This is a genomic window from Rhodoferax sp. WC2427 (genome assembly GCF_040822085.1).
Lineage (GTDB): Bacteria > Pseudomonadota > Gammaproteobacteria > Burkholderiales > Burkholderiaceae_C > Rhodoferax_B.
Window position 1 is genome coordinate 2,836,249 of sequence record NZ_CP162006.1, and the last position, 19,793, is coordinate 2,856,041.

Sequence of the window (19,793 nt, forward strand, 5' to 3'; positions counted from 1 at the left end):
CAGCGCAGCAGCCAGGACTTTTTTTCACGCCAGCCACACCACCAGCGCGTGCAGGCCCAGACCGGCCAGCCCGCCCACCAGCGTCCCGTTGATGCGGATGAACTGCAGGTCGCGTCCCACGCTCAGCTCCAGCTCCTGCACCAATTGGCGGTCGTCCCAGGCCTTGATGGTCTGCGCAATATGGGTGGTCACGCCGGTACGCAGGCTCAGCGCCAACTGTCCCGCTGCGGCCATCACATGTTCGTTGATGGCCTCGCGCAGGCTGGTGTCGCTAGCCAGGCGCTCGCCCACCGCGCCCAGCGCCGCCTGCAGGTTGCGGGCAATGGCCGACTGCGGGTCGGACAGGTCGGCTTGCAGCAGCTGCCGGATGTCGGTCCACAGCGAGGCCACAAACTGGCGCACCGCCGGGTCGGTCAGCGCCCGCTCTTTCAAGTCGTCGCAGGCCTGGCGCAGGGCCGGGTCGTCGCGCAGGCGGGTGATGTAGTCGGCCAGCCAGGCCTCGTAGCGCAGGCGCGCCGGGTGCGCAGGCTGGGCCAGCACCTCGCGCAGCTCGTCCAGGGCCGAGGCGCTGAGCTTCTCGGCCATGCTGTCGGCCAGCTTGGCGGTGGAAGCCACCGCGTCCACCAGGCCCACCACCTTGGGCCATTCCTTGCGCACATGCTTCTGCAGCAACTGCGACACCGCCGCCTTGACCTCGTCCTGCGCCAGGTATTCGCCCAGCTTGACCAGCCCGGCATCCAGCAGTTCGTTGTGCCGCCCGTCCTGCGTCAGCAGGCCCAGCACCTCGCCCGCCGTGGCGGCTGCGTCCCAGCGCCACGCCTGGGCCACCACCAGTTCGAGCGTGGCGCGCTGCATACGCGCGTCGTCAAACACATTCAGCAAGCCCAACGCCACACCCTGGGCCTGCTGTGCCCACAAGGCCATGCGCGCCGGATCCCGCAGCCACACGCCCAGGCGCTGCGCGGGGTCCAGCACCGCCAGCTTGGCCAGCAGCGTGGCCGGGTCCAGAAAATGGTCGCGCACAAAGTCGGCCAGGCTGTCGGCAATGCGCTCCTTGCTTTGCGGGATGATGGCCGTATGCGGCAGCGGAATGCCCAGCGGATGCCGAAACAGCGCCACCACCGCAAACCAGTCCGCCAGCGCGCCCACGGCAGACGCCTCGCAAAACGCCCGCAGCCAGCCCCAACCGCCCTGCCCGCCCATCCCGTGGCTGAGCAGCAGGCCACCCAGCGAAGCCAGCAGCAGCGCGATGGCAAACCACTGCATGCGGCGCAAAGACTGGCGGCGGGGATCGGTGGGGTTGGGCATGGGGGGAGCATAGCCCGGATGGCCCACCCACCCCTTTTCATCAAATTTCATAGCTGGTTGCGCTTATGGAATAAGCGCTAGCAGCCTTTTTTTTCATTATTTACAAATACACTGCGGTTCGTTCTGCGGCCTGCCCTGGCCTTACGATAGGCATTTACCCCCACCCACACCACCGCCGCCATGGAACTCCGCCAGCTCCGTTATTTCGTCAAGGTCTGCGAGTTGCGCAGCATGGGCCGCGCTGCGGTAGAGCTGGGCGTGGTGACCTCGGCGCTGAGCCAGCAGATCAGCCGGTTGGAGGGCGAACTCAGCACCCGGCTGCTGCAGCGCGCCAGCACCGGTGTCACCCCCACCGACGCGGGCGTGGCCTTTTTGCAGCAGGCCCAGCTCACGCTGCGCCATGCGGACGAGGCGGTGCGCGCGGCGCAGCAGGCACGCCTGTCCGGCCACGTGAGCGTGGGCCTGGCGCCCACCACCGCCTCGGTGCTCGGCCTGCCGCTGATGCTGGCCATGCGGGCGCGGTACCCGGACGTGCGGCTGCACCTGGTGGAGTCGCTGTCGGGCAACCTGGCCAGCATGCTGCAGGCGCGCCAGCTCGACCTGGCCGTGCTGTTCGAAACCACCACGCCGCGCCGCTGGAGCATCGAACCCCTGCTGGACGAAAAGCTGTTTGTGCTGGCCGCCACCGATCTGGCCCAGCGGCCCACGGGCGTGAAAGTGCGGCTGGCCCAGCTCGCGGGCCTGCCGCTGATCATGCCCAGCGCCGACCACGGCCTGCGCGCCACCCTGACCACCGCGTTTGCCCGTGCGCACATCGTGCCCCACGTGGTGGCCGAAATCGACGGCCTGGCGCTGCTGATGGACGCGGTGCGCGCCGGGCTGGGTGCCACCATCCAGCCCGGTGCCGCCATCGCCCGGCAACCCGCCGAAGGGGTGCACAGCAGCCAGATCACCGATGCCCATGTGGGGCGGCGCAACCTGCTGGTCAGCCTGTCGGACGACGAACTGTCGCCTGCTGCGCTGGCCACCCGGGTGGTGATGGCCGACACCGCGCGCACCCTGGTGCGCGAGGGGCGCTGGCTCGGCGCAAGTCTTCTCGATAACTGAACACCTGTTGCCCGATCCGGCCTTTCGCCGCAGGGGCCGTCTGCCTACAGTCTCCTGACCCCCAAGGAGATCCAAAGTGCGTGATGAACAGGTAGATGTATTGGTCGTAGGCGGCGGCAATGCCGCCCTCTGCGCCGCGCTGATGGCGCGCGAGGCCGGGGCCAGCGTGCTGCTGCTCGAAGCCGCTCCCAAAGCCTGGCGCGGCGGCAATTCGCAGCACACCCGCAACCTGCGCTGCATGCACGACGCACCGCAAGACGTGTTGGTCGAGGCCTACCCCGAAGAAGAATACTGGCAGGACCTGCTCAAGGTGACCGGCGGCCTGACCGACGAGCACCTGGCCCGGCTGGTGATACGCGCCTCGTCGAACTGCCGCGACTGGATGCGCCGCCACGGCGTGCACTTCCAGCCGCCGCTGTCGGGCGCGCTGCACGTGGCGCGTACCAATGCCTTCTTCATGGGCGGCGGCAAGGCGCTGGTCAACGCCTACTACCGCAGCGCCGAACGCCTGGGCGTGCAGATCCGCTACGAAACACCTGTGGCCTCGGTCGAGCGCGACGGCGAGCGCTTCACCGCCGTCCGCACCGAAGCGGGCGAACGCATCGCCGCCCGCAGCTGCGTGCTGGCCGCCGGTGGCTTCGAGTCCAACCGCGCCTGGCTGCGCGAGGCCTGGGGCCAGAACGAACGCGGCGAATGGCCGGCCGACAACTTCCTGGTGCGCGGCACCCGCTTCAACCAGGGCGTGCTGCTCAAGCAGCTGATCGATGCCGGAGCCGACACCATTGGCGACCCGTCGCAGGGCCACATGGTGGCCATCGATGCCCGGGCCCCGCTGTTTGATGGCGGTATCTGCACCCGCATCGACTGCGTGTCGCTGGGCGTGGTGGTCAACCGCGAGGCCCGGCGCTTCTACGACGAGGGCGAGGACTTCTGGCCCAAGCGCTACGCCATCTGGGGGCGGCTGGTGGCGCAACAGCCGGGCCAGGTGGCCTACTCCATCATCGACCAGAAGGCCGTGGGCCGCTTCATGCCGCCGGTGTTCCCCGGCACCATCGCCGACACGCTGCAAGGGCTGGCGCAGCAGCTCGGGCTGGACGAGGCGGTTTTCCTGCGCACGATTGCCGACTACAACGCCGCCTGCCGGGTGGGCCAGTTCGACCACACCGCGCTGGACGACTGCCGCACCGAAGGCCTGGCACCCGCCAAGACCCACTGGGCCCGGCCCATCGACACCGCGCCCTTCTACGCCTACCCACTGCGCCCCGGCATCACCTTCACCTACCTGGGCCTGAAGGTGGACGACACCACCGCCGTGCGCTTTGGCAACCGGCCCAGTCCCAACCTGTTCGTGGCCGGGGAAATGATGGCCGGCAACGTGCTCGGCAAGGGCTACACCGCCGGTGTGGGCATGAGCATAGGCACCGCCTTCGGCCGCATCGCAGGCACCCAGGCGGCAGCCGCCGCCCAGCAACAGAAAGAGACCCTCCATGCAAACGCTTGAAGCCCTGGCACGCGAGGCCGTATCGCTCGCACAAGGCCCACGGGAAGGCCCACACCGCGTCATTCCCATCCTCTCCGGCGCCGAGGCCGAGGTCGGTCGGCAGATGCAAATCTGCAACGCCTGCCGCTACTGCGAGGGCTTTTGCGCCGTGTTCCCGGCCATGACCCGGCGGCTCGAATTTGGCAAGGCCGACATCCACTTTCTGGCCAACCTGTGCCACAACTGCGGTGCCTGCCTGCATGCCTGCCAGTACGCGCCGCCGCACGAGTTTGCCGTGAACGTGCCGCAGGCCATGGCCGAGGTGCGTGGCCAAACCTATGTGGACTACGCCTGGCCGCCCGCGCTGGGCGTGCTCTACCAGCGAAACGGCCTCACGCTGTCGTTGGCCCTGGCGGCGGCGCTGGCGCTGTTCCTGGTGTTGGCGGCGGCGATGAAGGGCAGCCTGTGGGGCGCAGCGCCCGGCGACAACTTCTACAGCGTGTTTCCGCACAATCTGCTGGTGGGCCTGTTCGCACCCGTGTTCCTGTTCTCCACCTTGGCGCTGGCCATGGGCGTGCGGCGCTTCTGGCGCGAGATCACGCCCGCCACCAGCGGCGCGCCACTGAACGCGCCGGCCGCCGCCGAAGCCGCCGACGCGGTGCTGCGCCTCAAGTACCTCGACGGCGGCCATGGCGATGGCTGCCACAACGCAGACGATGCGTACACGCTGGCCCGTCGGCGCTTCCACCACCTTACCTTCTACGGTTTCCTGCTGTGCTTTGCCGCCACCAGCGTGGCCACGGTCTACCACTACGCTTTCGGCTGGGCCGCGCCCTACGCCCTGCCCAGCCTGCCCAAGCTGCTGGGTGTGGCCGGTGGCATCAGCCTGGTGCTGGGCACCGCCGGGCTGTGGCGGCTGAACCGCCAGCGCCATCCGCTGCACGGCGACGCAAAGCAAAAGCCGATGGACCTGGGCTTCATCGCCCTGCTGTTCCTCACCAGCGCCAGCGGCCTGGCCCTGTGGCTGGGCAGCGGCACCCCCGCCCTGGCCCTGCTGCTGTGCCTGCACCTGGGCGCTGTGATGGCCTTGTTTGCCACCCTGCCCTACGGCAAGTTCGGCCATGGCATTTTTCGCAGCGCCGCGCTGCTGCGCCATGCCGTGGAAAAGCGCCTGCCCAACCCCATCGGCCTGGGTGCCGACTGAACCCCAATAATCCCACGGAGACCCCCAAAATGAACCAACGACACCTTCTGCGCGCCACGGCCACGTGCGCCGCCGCCCTCTGCCTGGCGACCCCGGCACGGGCCCAGGACTTCCCGCCCAAGAAGCCCGTCACCCTGGTGGTCGGCTTCGCCGCCGGGGGCGCGGCCGATGCGGCTGCGCGCCTGATCGCCCGCAAACTCGGCGAGGACATCGGCCAGACCGTCATCATCGACAACAAGGCCGGTGCCGGGGGCAACATCGCGCACCAGCAGGTGGCCAACGGGCCAGCCGACGGCTCGATGCTGCTGTTTGGCTCCATCGGCCCGCTGACCATCGCACCGCACGTGATGAAAGTCAGCTACGACCCGTTCAAGGACCTGGCCGCCATCTCGGGCGGGGTGAACTTTCCGAATGTGCTGGTGGTGCACAAGGGCCTGGGTGTGAAGACCCTGGCCGAGTTTGTGGCCTTGGCCAAGAAGAAGCCCGGCAGCATCGACTTCGCCTCGACCGGGGCTGGATCGGCCTCGCACCTGGCCGGGGAGCTGTTTAGCCAGCGCGCGGGCATCGACATGGTGCACGTGCCCTACAAAGGCGGCGCACCGGCCCTGCAGGACCTGCTGGGCGAACGCATCGCCTCGTATTTTTCGGCACCGCCCACCGCGCTGCCGCACGTTGAAGCGGGCAAGCTCATCCCCCTGGCTACCACCGGCCTGGCCCGCCCGGCCTACATGCCCACCATCCCCACGGTGGCCGAGTCGGGTTATCCCGGCTTCGAGGCCTTGAACTGGTACGCCTTTGTGGCACCCGGCAAAACGCCCGTAGCGATTCTGGAGCGCTGGAACCAGGCCATCGTCAAGGTACTGGCCGACCCCGGCGTGAAGCAGGCCCTGGACAAACACGGCCTGACCCCGCAGCCCACCACCCGCGCCGAGCTCACCGACTTCATGCGGAAAGAAGATGCCAAGTGGGGTGCCATCGTGCGCGACCGCAAGATCACAGCCAACTGAGGGTGGCCTGCAGCGGTTCTAGCGGACCGCTCAGACCGCCGCTTTGTACGCCCGCCAGCCCCCAAACAACGTAACGTCCTGCGCGCCTTCCAATCCTGAAGGCTCGCAGATAAAGCCCGCCACCGTGCTGCCATCGGCCAGCAGCGTGCGGCCGATCCCTAGGGGCGCGGGGATGCCGTCCACAAAGCTGCCGAACTGCGCGCCGGGCAGCTCCCACACCTCCACCTCGATCGCCCTACCACTATCTTCGCCCTCGGCCACGCGGACCAGGCCGGGGCGTTTGCCGTCGGGCAAAGCGTAGAGGCGGTAGACGGGCGCGGTGGTGGTGCACTGCACGCGGCGGGCACCCCGGCTGGTGAGCTGGTGGTTCAGCGGCTGGCCTTGCAGGTGCGCTCCGCAGACGGCCACGCGGATCTGGCCGGACGGCACGGCACCCAAAGCTTCGAACGGCACTGCCGTGTGGCCGGTGGCCCCCAGCGTGGCCGCCCTGCCCTGCAGGCTGTGCTGCCAGCGCTGGGCCAGGTGCAGCAGCGGCTGGTCCTGGTGGGCAGGGGCGACGAAGGTGATGCCAAAAGGTAGACCGTCAAGCAGGCCGTAGGCCCGAAAGCCAGCGGGCACGGCGATGGCGGCGTAGTCCAGCAGATTCACGAAGTTGGTGTACAGGCCGAAGTCGCTGTTGCGGGCAATCGGCTCGGCCAACATGGTGTCTATGCGGTGGATCGTGGGCGAGGTAGGCAGCAGCATGCAGTCGATGCTGGCCCACACGGCGGCGCAACGTTGCGCCAGGGCGCGCAGGCGGTACTGGGCGGCGAAGGCATCGGCGGCCAGCGGCTTGGCCCCGCCCAGGGTGATCTCGCGGGTCACCGGGAACAGAGCCTCGGGCCGTGCGTCTATGAAGGCGCGGATGGCCTGGTAACGCTCTGCCACCCAGGGTCCCTCGTACAGCAAACGGGCAGTCTCGAAAAAGGGTTCAAAGTCGATCTCCACCAACTCCGCGCCCAGGGCCAAAGCATGGGCGCGGGCGGCCTCAAAACATTGCGCATAGCCGCTGTCGCCCAGAAACTGCAGCTGGTCGGCGCGCGGAACGCCCAGGCGTGGATGTTTGGCGCGGCCAAAGTCGAAGCCGTGCGGCTGGGCCGGGCGGGCATAGGCGTCCTGCGCGTCATAGCCCTGGGCCACGGCGAACACCTGCTGCGCGTCATCGGCCGTCAAGGCGAAGATGGACACCGCATCCAGCGAGCGGCAGGCGGGCACCACGCCGCTGGTGGACAGCAGGCCCAGGCTGGGTTTCAGGCCCACCAGGTGGTTGAAGCCAGCGGGCACACGGCCCGAACCGGCGGTGTCGGTGCCCAGCGAAAAACTCACATGGCCCAACGCCACCGACACCGCCGAGCCCGCGCTGGAGCCGCCCGACACGTAGTCCGCATCGAAGGCGTTGTGGCAGGCCCCATAGGGTGAACGCGTGCCGTTCAGGCCGGTGGCGAACTGGTCCAGGTTGGTCTTGCCGATGGCGATGGCCCCCGCGTCCAGCAGGCGCTGCACCACGAAGGCGCTATTCGCAGGCGTGTAGGCATAGGCCGGGCAACCGGCGGTGGTGGGCACCCCGGCCAGGTCGATGTTGTCCTTGATGGCAAAGGGCACGCCCCACAGCGGTAGGCCCTCGGGGCCGTGGTCCATCAATGCCTGGGCACGTGCGCGCAAGGTGGCTGTGTCGATGCGGTGGATCCAGGCGGTGTGCGGGTCGTCACCTATGGCGTTTGCCACGTGGTCCACCACCTGCAACGGGGTCAGGCCGCCATCGCGGTAAGCCTGTTGCAACGCGCCCAGGCTGAGGGAAATAGTTGTCTTGTTCATGCTTGTGCTTCCTGGATGACCACCACGTTTTGCCCCGCCGCCACGGCCCCACCCTCGCGGCAGGCCATGCGCCACACCAACCCGGCGCAGGGTGCGGCTACCGTGAACTCCATCTTCATCGACTCGATGACCAGCAGGGCATCGCCCTCGGCCACGGTATCGCCCTCGGCCACCAGCAGCTTCCACACGCTGCCGGGAACCGCGGTGGCCACGCTGCGCGCGCCGGTGGGCAAGTCGTCTGGCGACACGGTGCGCTCTAGCACCTCGGGTTCGCCCACGTATTCGGCCTGGCCTGCCACGCGCCAGCGCTCGCGCTCTTCCTCGAAGGCCTGGCCCTGCAGGGCGCGGAAAGCAGCGATGTCATTGGCGTTGTCGGCCAAAAAACCTCTGTAGTCGTGCAGGCTGAACGTGCCCTCCTCCACCCGCAGCGGGTAGCGCCCGGCGGGAAAGTCGCGGCGGATCTGCAGCAGCTCTTCTTCGCCCACCGGGTAGAAACGGATCTGGTCGAAGAAGCGCAGCAGCCAGGGCTTGCCGGGTTCGAAGGACGGCGCTCCACTCGATGCATCGCGCCAGCGGTTCCACATCTGCAGCGTGCGGCCCACAAACTGGTAGCCGCCCGGGCCTTCCATGCCGTAAACGCACATGTAGGCGCCGCCAATGCCCACCGCGTTCTCGGGTGTCCAGGTGCGCGCCGGGTTGTACTTGGTGGTGACCAGGCGGTGGCGTGGGTCCAGCGGCGTGGCCACGGGTGCGCCCAGGTACACGTCACCCAGGCCCAGTACCAGGTAGCGGGCGTCGAACACGGTGCGCTGCACCTCGGCGATGCTGTCCAGCCCGTTGATGCGGCGGATGAACTCGATGTTGCTGGGGCACCAGGGCGCGTCGGGCCGCACCGACTGCATGTATTTTTCGATCGCCAGCCGGGTGGCGCTGTCGTCCCAGCTCAGCGGCAGGTAGACGGTGCGCGAGGGCACCACCAGATCATCGGTATCGCCCAAGGCATCATCTGCTACAAAAATCGCAGCTATCAGTGCCGATGTGGTGAGCGCTAACGGTTCAAAATGTATCTGAAGCGAGCGGATGCCCGGCGTCAGATCGACGATGCCCGGCAGGCCCTGCGCCTGCAGCGCCTGCATCAGGCCGTGCACGCGCAGGCGCAGCGCGATGTCCAGCACCGCATCGCCCAGCTCCACCAGCACGTAACGGTCCCCCGCCTGGCGCAGCACCAGGGCCGGGCGTTCGCCTTGCGCGTCGCGGCGGGCCAGAATGGGCGAACCTACCGCTTCGCTGCGCAACGGAATCGCAGGCGGGCTCCATGCCAGGTCGGCAATGCGGCGCTCTTGCGCGGCGTGCAGGGCCAGGGCTTCGGGGGCGGTGACGCAGCGAAAGCGCACCGTATCACCCGGGCGCAACTGGCCCATCTTCCAGCGCTCGCTGGCCAGCACCACGGCCGGGCAGACGAAGCCGCCCAGGCTGGGGCCGTCGGGGCCCAGGATGACGGGCATGTCGCCGGTGAAGTCGATGGCCCCGATGGCGTAGGCGTTGTCGTGGATGTTGGACGGGTGCAACCCCGCCTCGCCGCCGTCGCGCCGCGCCCATTGGGGCTTGGGGCCGATGAGGCGCACACCGGTACGGCTGGAGTTGTAGTGCACCTGCCAGTCGGTGCCGAAGAACATTTGCACATCAAAGTCGGTGAAAAAGTCGGGCGCGCCGTGCGGGCCGTAGAGCACGGCGATGTCCCAGTGGTGCTGGTACACCGGCACCACCTCGGCGGGCAAGGCGGCCAGCGGTGCATCGACCGCATCGGCCCCGATGTGCAACATGTCGCCCACCCGCAGCGTGCGGCCCGCGTGGCCGCCGAACTGGCCCAGGGTGAAGGTGGCGCGGCTGCCCAGGTACAGCGGCACGTCCAGCCCGCCGCGCAGCGCCAGGTAGCTGCGCGCGCCTGCGCCCTGTACCGCACCAAGCCGCAGCACGCTGCCCGCCTTGACTAGGTGCGACTGCCACAGGCCTAGCGCCACGCCGTCCACGCTAACGGCCATGACTGCGCCGCAGACCGCTATCACCGTATCGGCATGGAAACGCAGGCTGGGACCGCTGAGGGTGCATTCGAGCGCCGCCGCCTCCGGGGCGTTGCCGACCAGGCGATTGGCCAGGCGCATGGCCAGGTCGTCCATGGGCCCGCTCGGTGGCACGCCCACGGCCCAGTAGCCCACGCGACCCGGGTGGTCTTGCACGGTGGTCTGCACACCGGCATCCAGCACCTCCAGCGCCTGCGGCTGGTAGTGCAGATCGGCCAGGCTGCGGGTAACCATCAAGCCATCGACAAACACGGGGTCGGCCACCACGGTGCGCAGGTAGCGTAGATTCGTCTCGATCCCCGCCAGGCGGGTGGCGGCCAGGGCGGCCTGCAGCTTGGCGACTGCATCAGCTCGGTCGATACCGGTGACGATGAGCTTGGCGATCATCGGGTCGTAGTTGGGTGGTACTTCGCTGCCGGTGGCCACCCAGGTTTCGATGCGTGCATCCGTGGGGAACACGACTTCCGTTAAACCGCCCGCGCAAGGCTGGAAGTTGCGCGCCGGGTCTTCGGCGTAGAGGCGAACCTGGATGGACGCGCCGGTGGGCGCGGGCACGGTCAGCGCAAAGTCGTCGCCCCGCGACAAGCGCAGCATCCAGGCCACCAGGTCGATGCCGGTGACCTGCTCGGTCACGCCGTGCTCTACCTGCAGGCGGGTATTGACCTCCAGGAAGTAGAAGGCCCCGGTGTCGGCATCCAGCACGTATTCCACGGTACCGGCGCTGCGGTAATTCACGGCTTCGGCCAGGCGCACGGCGGTTTGCTGCAGGGCGGTGCGGGTGGCTTCGGACAAACCGGGCGCAGGGGTTTCTTCGATCACCTTCTGGTTGCGGCGCTGGGCCGAGCAGTCGCGCTCGCCCAGGGCCACCACCTGGCCTTTGCCGTCGCCGAAGAGCTGCACCTCGATGTGGCGGGCGCGCTCGACAAACTTTTCCAGAAACAGGCCCGCGTCCTTGAAGTTGGCCTGGGCCAGGCGCTGCACGGCCTCGAAGGCCGGGGCCATCTCGGCGTCGCTGCGGATCAGCCGCATGCCGATGCCGCCGCCACCCGCCGTGCTTTTGAGCATGACCGGGTAGCCAATGCGTGCCGCCTCGCTCTGCGCCTGCGCCAGGTCGACCAGCAGGCCGCTGCCGGGCAGCAGGGGCACGCCCTGGGCCTCGGCCAGCGCGCGGGCGGTGTGCTTCAGGCCAAAGGCGCGCATCTGCGCCGGTGTGGGGCCGATGAAGGCGATGCCTGCGTCCTCACAGGCCTGGGCGAAGTCGGGGTTTTCCGACAAAAAGCCGTAGCCGGGGTGGATGGCCCCCGCCCCCGTGGCCCGGGCGGCATCGAGGATGCGCTGCGGGTCCAGGTAGCTTTGCGCAGCCGGTGCCGGGCCGATGCAGACGCTGGCATCGGCCAGGGCCACATGCAGCGAATCGGCATCGGCCTCGGAGTACACGGCCACCGAGCGCAGGCCCAGGGCCTTGAGGCTGCGGATCACGCGGCAGGCGATGGCCCCGCGGTTGGCGATCAAAACGGTATCGAACATAAGGATGTCCTGAGGGGGCGGGTCGTCCCGCCGGGTCAAAAGCGCACCACGAGCCGTCCCGTGGGCAAATGCCAGGATTTAAAAGAAATCGGTCTCCCGTGCCCATTGAATAAGCACGAGAAGCTACGAATTCAATAGCAGGTCAGTTCCACACCAATAGGCGGATGGGCGTGGGGTTGTAGCCATTGCAGGGGTTGTTCAACTGCGGGCAGTTGGAGATCAGCACCACCACGTCCATCTCGGCCCGCAGCTCCACGTACTTGCCTGCACCGGAGATGCCGTCTTCAAAACTCAGGTGGCCTTCGGGCGTGACGGGCACGTTCATGAAGAAGTTGATGTTGGGCGCAATGTCGCGCTTGCTTAAGGACAAGGCACCCGCCTGGTGGCAGTGGCACAGGGCGTGCATGAAGCTGTCGCGGCAACTGTGCATGGGGCGCTTGTCCAACGCATAACGCACGGTGTTGCTCTCGCTGGAGCAGGCCCCGCCCAGTGTGTCGTGGCGGCCACAGGTGTCTGCGGTGATGGTTAGCATGACCCGGCCTGCGCTGGAATACAGCTTGGAGCCCAGGCCCAGGTAGAGCTGGCCGTTGCGGGCGATGGTGTCGGCGGCGCTGTAGCGCTCCTCGGCATGGGCGGCGCTGTAAAACAGTGTGTCCACCGCCTGGTTGCCTTCCAGATCGAGGATGCGCAGGGTCTGCCCGGCGTAGACGGTGGCCATCCAGGGATCGCCTGCCAGACAGGTTTGGTCGAGCACGGCGGTGGCGGGATTGAGGGTGCTTTCCAGTAGTTTGGTCATGCGAACCCCAGCTTCTGTAGTTGGACGCGCCCGAGTGGGCCGCTGGGGGTGTGGCCGAGTAGGCGCGACAACGCAGCGGGCTCATGCCCGCAAGGCGGAGCAACGACCTCGGACGCGGCTCCAGTGGTGCAATCGGGTGTGTAGCGCTGATGCTGCGAGAAGGACGGGTGTTGGCGATGGCGAATGTTGGTGTTCATACGATTTTCCTGACGATCACAAGCGGTCAACTGCAGAAGCTGGGGTTACTCCCACATAGCGTTCGGTGTTAGTAAAGGCGCGGCCGTTTTGCGGGCACTGCGTACGGCAGGCATCGTCTGCGGCGACCGGGTCGGCACGGTAAGCACCCAACTGCACGTCAGCGGGGGCGTAAACCGGGTTCGCATCCAGCGGGTGCGGCGCGCTGCTGAGCACCACCAGGGTGTCCATTTCAAAGCGCAAATCGACAGAGCTGCCCGCCAGGCTGTGGCCGCACACGTGGCTGAGTGCGCCGTCGGCATCGGGCACCACCTTGCTGAAGAAGTTGACGCAGGGCACCATGTCACGCGCGCCCAGGCCCCACTTGGCCAGCTCAATCAGCAGGTTGTCGCGGCCATTGCGGTGCATGGCGTTGCGGTGCTGCTGGTAGCGCTTGTCGCCGTACTTCGCCAACACCATGGCCGCGTCGCTCACGCCGCACCAGGTGTCGTGCCAGCCCAGGCTGTCGGCGGTGATGGAGCAGAGCACCCGGCCCATGTCCGACTGGCAGACAAAGCCTGCGGTGAGGAAGGCGGTGTGCTGCGACTTCAAGGTGTCGGGCATGTTGTAGCGCTCCAGCGGCTGCTCGGCGTTGAAGAACAGCGCGGAGACGTTCGCGCCGCCTGTTAAGTCGGTGAGGCGCAGGGCCGTGCCACGGCGCAGGCGGCCAGACCAGTGGTTGCCGCCGGGGAGGTGTTCCTCCCAGAGCAATGTGTTGGCAAGGATGGGGGTCATACAGGGGTCCTTTCTTCGGCCATTTGCGTGAGTTTTTGCAGTTGGTCCAGGTCGGTTTTCATGCCGGAGGTTTCGCGGATGCGGTCCAGTAACTGGCGTTTGAGGCGCACAAACTCGGGGGCGAGCTTCATGTCCTGTTCGCGCTTGGCAGGCAGAGGCACCTCGTAGATCGAGTCGATGCGGCCCGGGCGCGGGGCCATCAGCACCACGCGGTGGCCGAGGTAGATGGCCTCTTCCACGTCGTGGGTCACGAAGACGATGGTGGTGCGCTCCAGGCGGTGCACGTGCAGGATCAGGTCGTGCATCACCTCGCGGGTTTGCGCGTCCAGCGCGCCAAAGGGCTCGTCCATCAGCAGAATCTGCGGCTTGCCCATGAGGGCACGGGCAATCGCCACGCGCTGCTGCATGCCACCCGAGAGCTGGTTCGGGTAGGCGCTGGCCGAGGCCGTCAGCCCCATGAGCTGCAACAGCGCGTCGGCCCGGCCCGAGGCGGCCTCTACGTCGGCGCTGCTGCGGTTCTGGGTGTGGGAGCCGAGCTGGCGGCAAAAGCGGATGTTTTCCGACACCCGCAGCCAGGGGTACAGGCTGTAGTGCTGGAACACCATGGCCCGGTCTTGCCCCGGCCCGGTGATGGCGCTGCCGTTGACCAACACGTCGCCCTTGCTATGCGTTTCCAGCCCCGCCAGGGTGCGCAGCAGCGTGGACTTACCGCAACCGGACGCGCCGACCAGGGTGACAAACTCGTTGTCGGCAATGCCCAAGTTCACGTCGTTCAGCGCCGTGGTCTGGCCGAAGTATTTCCAGACGTTTTTGCATTCGATTTTCATGGCATCACCTTCCGTGCATCCAGGGAAACGCCTTGCGGTGCAGCAGGCGAAACAGCTGGTCGATGGCCAGGCCGATGCAGCCAATCAACAAAATCCCGGCAAAGATCTTGTCGGTCTGCAAAAAGCGCTGGGCCTTCAAAATGGCAAAGCCCAGGCCCGAGTTGGCGGCCACCAGCTCGGCTACGACCAGGTAGGTCCAGGCCCAGCCCATGGTGATGCGCAAGGTGTCGAGCAGCGCGGGTTTGGCCGACGGCAAGATCACCTTCTCCAGCACCTCGCGCCGGGTGGCGCCCATGGTCTGCGCGGCCTCGATCTGTGCCATGGGCACGCGGCGCACGTCCTCGGCCACCATCAGCACCATCTGGAAAAACGTACCGATGAAGATGATGGCCACCTTGGCCCCCTCGTCGATACCCACCCACAGCATCACCAACGGGATGAAGGCCACCGCGGGCATGTAGCGGATGAAGTCGGTCAGCGGCTCCAGCAGCGCCTGCACTGCACGCCAGCTGCCGATGAACAAGCCCAGCGGCAGCGCCAGCAGAGCCGACAGCGCCCAGCCGGTGACCACCCGCAGGGTGCTGATGGCGGCGTCTCCCAGCAGGTCGTCTTCCACCGCCCAGGTGAGCACCCGCTCCACCACCTTTTGCGGGCCGGGCAGAAATACCGGGTTCACCCCGGCAAACGCACTCAGCAGCGCCCAGCCCAGCAGCGGAACCACCAGGCCAATGAGCGCCAGTACCCCGTAGCTGCGACGCGGGATCGCCAGCCGGATAAACCACAGCTTGGTCCACATGGCCAGCGCCTTACTTCAGCGCGTCCTGCACCAGCGTGCCGTCCAGCCCCTTGGCGGCATCGGGCTTGCCTTCGATCAGCTTGTACTTGGTCAAAAAGGCCGCGATGGTGGGTGCGGTGCTGGCCAGCGACAGGGCACTTTTGGCATCAAACGCCTGGGTGTTGGCGGCCGCGTCAAAGAACTTGGTGCCGGGCAGGAACACGGTGTATTCCTCGGGCGACATGCTGACCACCTTGGACATGATCTTGGCCGCCTCGGCGGGCTGCTCGCGGATGAACTTCTCGGTCTCGAACCAGGCCTTGAGCATGCCGACCAGCTCCTTGCGCTTGGTCTGGATAGCCTTGTCTTGCGCCACCAGCAGGTCGGGCACCAGGCCGGGCATGTCCTTGGAGGTGAACAAAGCTTTGCCCATGCCGCTCTTCTCGATCTGGTTCACCCAGGGGTTCCACAGCACCGCCGCGTCCACCTTGCCGCTGATGAAGGCGGCGGCGGCATCGCCTGCGGACAGGTTGACGATCTTCACGTCGGCCAGTTGCATGCCGTTCTTGGCCAGCGCCGTGGCCAGCACAAAGTGCGAAATGCTGAACTGCTCCAAAGCCACCTTCTTGCCCTTGAGCTGGGCGAAAGAAGTGATCTTGGGGCCGACCATCAGCGCGTCGTTGCCGGCGGAGTTGTCATTGACCAGAATGGCCTTCAGCGGCAGGCCCTTGGCCAGCGGGCCCAGGGTGTCGGACCAGGTTTGCGAGTTGGCATCCAGCTGGCCCGAAGACAGCGCGCCGATGGAGTCGGTGTAGTTGGCAAACCAGACCAGCTTCACATCGGCCCCGTTCTTCTTGAAGAAGCCCTTTTGCTCGGCCACATACCAGGCCACCCAGCCCGGCCAGTCGGACACACCCACTTTGATTTCGGCGGCAGCGGGCGTGGTGATGCCAGCCGCCGCCACACCCACCAGCAAAGCGCCGACGACGTTGCGTTTGAAAGCACGGGAAATCGAAAAGAAACGGGAAGAGGTAGAACAAGACATGGCAAGACTCCAGGTTGAGGGACAAATGCGGGAGACCACCTCGATCACGAAGTGAACCTCCCGGGCTTTTGTCCCGCCGTGGAGCCTGCAGTGGTATGGGCCGCTGCTGGCCGACTGCTCTCGGACCAGACACCACCTGAAGATCAAGCAGCCGGAACCCTAGCGGTCATTTGTAGAAGCAATCCAGTGTGGCTGCCCCCGCGCTGAGGGTGCATGCAAATTCAATGCCAGGCGTTGGGAAATGGGTGTCTTCAGAGGGAAATGGGGCTTGGCGGCTCGGACAGTGGGCCTGCCCATGCACCGCATCCGCGCGGCGGCAGGCACGCCGGTGGTGCCTGGACGCCACCGCGGTGCAAATTTGCAATATTTGCTATTTATTTGGGAGCTACTTGCGCTTGTTTTATCAGCACGAAAGGCTCATTTTATGCAGGGAATTTCGGCCGTTTTTGATAGCGCGCCGCGGCGCCTGCTTCAGGACAAATAGTGCAACGCCACGTTGAAGTCGAAATCATTCAGCGCCTGTTCAATCTGCGGCGCTGCGGGGAACTGCTGCTGCAGCAGACTGCGGTGCGTGTTCCACAGGTCGACGGCGGCACTGTCGTCTTGCCCGAGCAGGCTTTTGAGTTCCTCCACGACCTCCTTCACCCTCTCGGGGTCTGCGCCGTGGCCCTCTGGCAGCGGTGGGTGGGCGTCGTCCGTTTGCGCGAAACCCGGGCTGGCCTGCAGCGCCTGGATGAGTGATGCCAGACAGGCATCGGCCTGCGCCAGTGCGGACGCCAGGTCGCCATCTTGCGGCGCCTGCGGTTGGCGCACCCGGTTCTCTACCTGCTCGGCCAGTGCGGCCAGACGCAATGCGCCCACATTGGCGGCCACACTGCGCAGGGTGTGGGCAATGCGTTCGGCCGTGCCAGGGTCGCCAGCGTTGAGTGCCTCTTGGGCCCGTTGCACGGCGTCGGCCTGGCTGGCTACAAACTTGCGCAGCATGGTGGCATAGAACGTGGGTTTGCCGGAGGTGCGGCGCAGCCCCACATCGACATCCAGCCCGTCAACGGTGCGCAGCGCCTGCATCAGCGCATCGGTGCTGGCGTCGGGCGGTGCGGTACCGGCTGGCGGGAAGCCAGGCGCCAGGGCGATGGCGGGTTTTGCAACCGGCCCCAGCCCGGGCCGGGATTGGACCCACACCAGAAGCGCTTTCCAGAGCTCGCTTTGGTTGATGGGCTTGGTCACCACATCGTTCATACCTGCGGCCATGCACAGGTCGCGGTCGGCCTTCATGGCGTTGGCGGTCATTGCCACAATCGGCAGCGCCTGGGCAGAGTGGCTCTGGCGAATGCTGCGCGTGGCGCTGGGGCCGTCCATCACGGGCATCTGCATATCCATCAGCACGATGTCGTACGGCAGGCCCTCGGCAGTGCGGGCATGGACCTTAGCCACGGCCACCTGGCCGTTTTCGGCCACTTCGACCTCGAACCCAGCCCCCTGCAAAATTTCGCAGGCCACTTGCTGGTTGATTTCGTTGTCTTCCACCAGCAGAATGCGCGCGCCCTGGATGCGAACCATCTCGAGCAGCAAGGCATCGTTGTCGCGCAACTGCGGGCTTGTGTCAGACGGCTGCGCCGTGTAGCCCATGACCTGCATCATGGTGTTGACCAGCAAAGAGCAATTGATGGGCTTGCTCAGCACGTAGTCCACCCCCAAGGACTGCGCGCGCTGCACCAGCTCCTGGCGGCGGTGCGCGGTCACCATGATCAGGTGGGGCGGCCTGGGCAGCGCCATGGCCTGTATGGCCGACACAGCTTCCAATCCGTTCATGATGGGCATCAGCCAGTCCATCAGCACAAAGTCGAAGGGTTCTGCCGTGGCGTGGCGCAACGCGTGCAGCGCGGCCTCCCCGGAATGCACACAGCGCACCGAGAAACCAATGGCCTGCATCATCTCTGCCAGCACCATGGCGGCCGATTCGTTATCGTCCACCACCAAAACCTTGCGGCCATACAGTTCGCTGGGCGGTTGGGCCACCACTTTTTCTGCATCGGCAATGCCCAGGCGCGCACTGAACCAAAAGGTGGAACCCTGCCCGTACACGCTGCGCACCCCCACGTCGCCGCCCATGGCCTGCGCCAGACTTTTGCTGATGGCCAAACCCAGCCCGGTGCCGCCGTATTGCCGGGTGATCGAGGAATCGGCCTGCTCAAAGCTCTTGAACAAGCGGCCTATTTGCTCCTCGGTCAAACCAATGCCGGTGTCGGACACCGAAAAAACCACCACGGCCTCGGTGGCCGTGCATTCCTGCAGGGTGATCGACAGTTTGATTTCACCTTTGACGGTGAACTTCAGCGCATTGTTGGCGTAGTTGATCAAAATCTGGCCAATGCGCAGCGGGTCGCCCAGCAGCATTTTGGGCAGATGGGGATCGAAGTCGCACAGCAGTTCCAGCTCTTTTTCTTCCACCCTTTGGCTCAACAGATTGACCAGATTTTCAATCACCGGCTCCAGGCTGAATGGCACGGCCTCTATTTCCAGCTTGCCAGATTCTATTTTAGAAAAATCCAGAATATCATTGATAATACCCAGAAGATGCTCGCCCGATTTATTGATCTTGGTTAAATAATCGCGCGTGCGCAGGTCCAGCTCATTTTTCAATGCCAAACCAGACAGCCCAATGATGGCATTCATGGGCGTTCTGATTTCATGGCTCATATTGGCCAGAAACTGGCTTTTGATCTCGCTCAGCTTGAGGGCCTCGGCACGGGACTCTTCCAGAGCCAGGTCGCTGATCGATTTTGCGAATTGAAACAGAATGGCCAATATGCCGCAGACCAGGGTAATCCCCAGGTTGGCGGCCAGCGCCAGCCAATAGCTGTCGCGCGGGGCAAAGGGCGGAAATGCAACCCAGTGGTAGGTGCCGGCCAGATAAAACAAAACCGTGGTACCCAATGCCAGCGCGATCGAAATAACCCCACCATTCACCCCGAACACAAAAATGGATACCAGAGGGAAGATCGCCATCCACACGGCATTGGCGTGGTCTACCCTTCCGCCAAAGGTCCAGATGGTGAGGGTAAAGCAGAAATACACATTACCGGCGGCGGCCCATCGGGCCAGTTTCAGGGCACCAAAGCGCCGGATCAGCGTCGATGCCACCAACGCAACGGCCACGTTGCCGCACACAATCTGGGCCAAGAATATATTATTCTGAAGGTAATATTCCAAAATAAAGAGTGGCGCAACCAAAATATAGGCAACCAGCGCAGCCACCACATTTCTGGCCTGGTTTCTTTGCTCATTTTCAGGCCAATCCGTCGGGATAAACAGGTCGAGAAAATTACGTAACAACAAAAAAATCTTGACTGTATTACGCATACCTATATTTCATTCAATATATTCAAAAATTGAAATAGCCCAATTGAAATCAACCCACCGCCTGCAAGACCCCACCAAAAACAAAATCGAGGCAACGCACCAAACTCCAAACCCATTTGAATATATTGCGACTTTCAACGCGATCGGCTGGCCTGGCTTCTGGTCGGTAGCGCGGCGACCGCCGCTGCATTTGCCGTTGGGCGCGCCTCATGTTACTGAGTTGAAAGCAATTGTTTAATTTTGTTACTTTACGCCAACTTGCGCGGAAGTCCATGCAACTGCCTAAAAACCCGGCAGCCGGATTCGATCACCGCCCGCCGCGTGGGCAAGCCCAGGCTGGGGTGTGTGGTGCCATGGATGGGGTGGCCCCCGGCGCGGTCCAGGGCCAGGACCTGCAACACCGCATTTGCTATGGTTTATAGAGCTGCCTACGCTTGTTTGATCGGCGCC

The 19,793-nt window shown here is 65.5% G+C and carries 16 protein-coding genes and 1 riboswitch; of the genes, 6 read left to right on the plus strand and 10 right to left on the minus strand.

Annotated features, from left to right (window positions below):
* Positions 1-24 precede the first annotated feature (24 nt).
* Positions 25-1,308, minus strand: coding sequence for a DUF445 domain-containing protein (locus AB3G31_RS13435; protein ID WP_367846585.1), 1,284 nt, complete (start codon positions 1,306-1,308; stop codon positions 25-27).
* 180 nt (positions 1,309-1,488) lie between these two features.
* On the opposite strand from AB3G31_RS13435, the gene AB3G31_RS13440 reads away from it, so the two are divergent.
* From AB3G31_RS13440 to AB3G31_RS13455, 4 genes are all read left to right on the plus strand, one after another.
* Positions 1,489-2,415 carry a LysR substrate-binding domain-containing protein gene (locus AB3G31_RS13440; RefSeq protein ID WP_367846586.1) on the plus strand — a complete coding sequence of 309 codons (927 nt, stop codon included), beginning with the start codon at positions 1,489-1,491 and terminating at the stop codon, positions 2,413-2,415.
* Between the two features lie 142 nt (positions 2,416-2,557).
* Positions 2,558-3,916, plus strand: coding sequence for an FAD-dependent tricarballylate dehydrogenase TcuA (tcuA, locus tag AB3G31_RS13445; RefSeq protein WP_367850348.1), 1,359 nt, complete (start codon positions 2,558-2,560; stop codon positions 3,914-3,916).
* Positions 3,903-5,099 (plus strand): tricarballylate utilization 4Fe-4S protein TcuB, encoded by a 1,197-nt coding sequence (gene tcuB, locus AB3G31_RS13450; RefSeq protein ID WP_367846587.1) that lies wholly within the window; start codon positions 3,903-3,905, stop codon positions 5,097-5,099. The genes tcuA and tcuB overlap by 14 nt, the downstream gene beginning before the upstream one ends.
* A 29-nt stretch (positions 5,100-5,128) precedes the next feature.
* A complete protein-coding gene (locus AB3G31_RS13455; RefSeq protein ID WP_367846588.1) occupies positions 5,129-6,106 on the plus strand; it encodes a Bug family tripartite tricarboxylate transporter substrate binding protein in 978 nt (325 codons plus the stop codon).
* 30 nt (positions 6,107-6,136) lie between these two features.
* Here the strand turns inward: AB3G31_RS13455 and atzF are convergent, their stop codons facing one another.
* The 7 genes from atzF to AB3G31_RS13490 all read right to left on the minus strand — a co-directional run bounded on the left by atzF (position 6,137) and on the right by AB3G31_RS13490 (position 15,980).
* Complete coding sequence (gene atzF, locus AB3G31_RS13460; RefSeq protein WP_367846589.1) at positions 6,137-7,960, minus strand: allophanate hydrolase; 1,824 nt, start codon at positions 7,958-7,960, stop codon at positions 6,137-6,139.
* Positions 7,957-11,568 carry an urea carboxylase gene (uca, locus tag AB3G31_RS13465; protein WP_367846590.1) on the minus strand — a complete coding sequence of 1,204 codons (3,612 nt, stop codon included), beginning with the start codon at positions 11,566-11,568 and terminating at the stop codon, positions 7,957-7,959. Before uca ends, atzF begins: the two co-directional genes overlap by 4 nt.
* 142 nt (positions 11,569-11,710) lie before the next feature.
* Positions 11,711-12,364, minus strand: a complete 654-nt coding sequence (locus AB3G31_RS13470; protein WP_367846591.1) for an urea amidolyase associated protein UAAP2 — start codon at positions 12,362-12,364, stop codon at positions 11,711-11,713.
* A 213-nt stretch (positions 12,365-12,577) separates the two neighbouring features.
* On the minus strand, positions 12,578-13,333 hold the full coding sequence (locus AB3G31_RS13475; protein ID WP_367846592.1) for an urea amidolyase associated protein UAAP1: 756 nt from the start codon (positions 13,331-13,333) through the stop codon (positions 12,578-12,580).
* Positions 13,330-14,160 (minus strand): ABC transporter ATP-binding protein, encoded by an 831-nt coding sequence (locus AB3G31_RS13480; protein ID WP_367846593.1) that lies wholly within the window; start codon positions 14,158-14,160, stop codon positions 13,330-13,332. Before AB3G31_RS13480 ends, AB3G31_RS13475 begins: the two co-directional genes overlap by 4 nt.
* A gap of 4 nt (positions 14,161-14,164) precedes the next feature.
* The gene (locus AB3G31_RS13485; protein WP_367846594.1) at positions 14,165-14,956 is read right to left on the minus strand and encodes an ABC transporter permease; all 792 of its coding nucleotides are present in this window, start codon (positions 14,954-14,956) and stop codon (positions 14,165-14,167) included.
* 10 nt (positions 14,957-14,966) lie between these two features.
* Positions 14,967-15,980 carry an ABC transporter substrate-binding protein gene (locus AB3G31_RS13490; protein ID WP_367846595.1) on the minus strand — a complete coding sequence of 338 codons (1,014 nt, stop codon included), beginning with the start codon at positions 15,978-15,980 and terminating at the stop codon, positions 14,967-14,969.
* Positions 15,981-16,035: 55 nt separating this feature from the next.
* Positions 16,036-16,154, minus strand: a riboswitch (guanidine-I (ykkC/yxkD leader).
* A gap of 121 nt (positions 16,155-16,275) precedes the next feature.
* On the opposite strand from AB3G31_RS13490, the gene AB3G31_RS13495 reads away from it, so the two are divergent.
* On the plus strand, positions 16,276-16,464 hold the full coding sequence (locus tag AB3G31_RS13495; RefSeq protein WP_367846596.1) for a hypothetical protein: 189 nt from the start codon (positions 16,276-16,278) through the stop codon (positions 16,462-16,464).
* Here AB3G31_RS13495 and AB3G31_RS13500 read toward each other — a convergent pair.
* Complete coding sequence (locus AB3G31_RS13500; protein WP_367846597.1) at positions 16,452-19,163, minus strand: response regulator; 2,712 nt, start codon at positions 19,161-19,163, stop codon at positions 16,452-16,454. The genes AB3G31_RS13495 and AB3G31_RS13500 overlap by 13 nt on opposite strands.
* Before the next feature lie 163 nt (positions 19,164-19,326).
* Here AB3G31_RS13500 and AB3G31_RS13505 point away from each other — a divergent pair, with 163 nt between their 5' ends.
* The gene (locus AB3G31_RS13505) at positions 19,327-19,581 is read left to right on the plus strand and encodes a hypothetical protein (protein ID WP_367846598.1); all 255 of its coding nucleotides are present in this window, start codon (positions 19,327-19,329) and stop codon (positions 19,579-19,581) included.
* A 10-nt stretch (positions 19,582-19,591) separates the two neighbouring features.
* Here the strand turns inward: AB3G31_RS13505 and AB3G31_RS13510 are convergent, their stop codons facing one another.
* Positions 19,592-19,741 (minus strand): hypothetical protein, encoded by a 150-nt coding sequence (locus AB3G31_RS13510; protein WP_367846599.1) that lies wholly within the window; start codon positions 19,739-19,741, stop codon positions 19,592-19,594.
* Positions 19,742-19,793 lie beyond the last annotated feature (52 nt).

Coding starts and splice junctions, on each gene's coding strand:
- AB3G31_RS13435 (WP_367846585.1), bottom strand. CDS start 1,308: ATGCCCAACCCCACCGATCCCCGCCGCCAGTCTTTGCGCCGCATGCAG.
- AB3G31_RS13480 (WP_367846593.1), bottom strand. CDS start 14,160: ATGAAAATCGAATGCAAAAACGTCTGGAAATACTTCGGCCAGACCACG.
- uca (WP_367846590.1), bottom strand. CDS start 11,568: ATGTTCGATACCGTTTTGATCGCCAACCGCGGGGCCATCGCCTGCCGC.
- AB3G31_RS13475 (WP_367846592.1), bottom strand. CDS start 13,333: ATGACCCCCATCCTTGCCAACACATTGCTCTGGGAGGAACACCTCCCC.
- AB3G31_RS13455 (WP_367846588.1), top strand. CDS start 5,129: ATGAACCAACGACACCTTCTGCGCGCCACGGCCACGTGCGCCGCCGCC.
- AB3G31_RS13485 (WP_367846594.1), bottom strand. CDS start 14,956: ATGTGGACCAAGCTGTGGTTTATCCGGCTGGCGATCCCGCGTCGCAGC.
- AB3G31_RS13470 (WP_367846591.1), bottom strand. CDS start 12,364: ATGACCAAACTACTGGAAAGCACCCTCAATCCCGCCACCGCCGTGCTC.
- AB3G31_RS13490 (WP_367846595.1), bottom strand. CDS start 15,980: ATGTCTTGTTCTACCTCTTCCCGTTTCTTTTCGATTTCCCGTGCTTTC.
- AB3G31_RS13440 (WP_367846586.1), top strand. CDS start 1,489: ATGGAACTCCGCCAGCTCCGTTATTTCGTCAAGGTCTGCGAGTTGCGC.
- atzF (WP_367846589.1), bottom strand. CDS start 7,960: ATGAACAAGACAACTATTTCCCTCAGCCTGGGCGCGTTGCAACAGGCT.
- AB3G31_RS13495 (WP_367846596.1), top strand. CDS start 16,276: ATGCACCGCATCCGCGCGGCGGCAGGCACGCCGGTGGTGCCTGGACGC.
- tcuB (WP_367846587.1), top strand. CDS start 3,903: ATGCAAACGCTTGAAGCCCTGGCACGCGAGGCCGTATCGCTCGCACAA.
- tcuA (WP_367850348.1), top strand. CDS start 2,558: ATGGCGCGCGAGGCCGGGGCCAGCGTGCTGCTGCTCGAAGCCGCTCCC.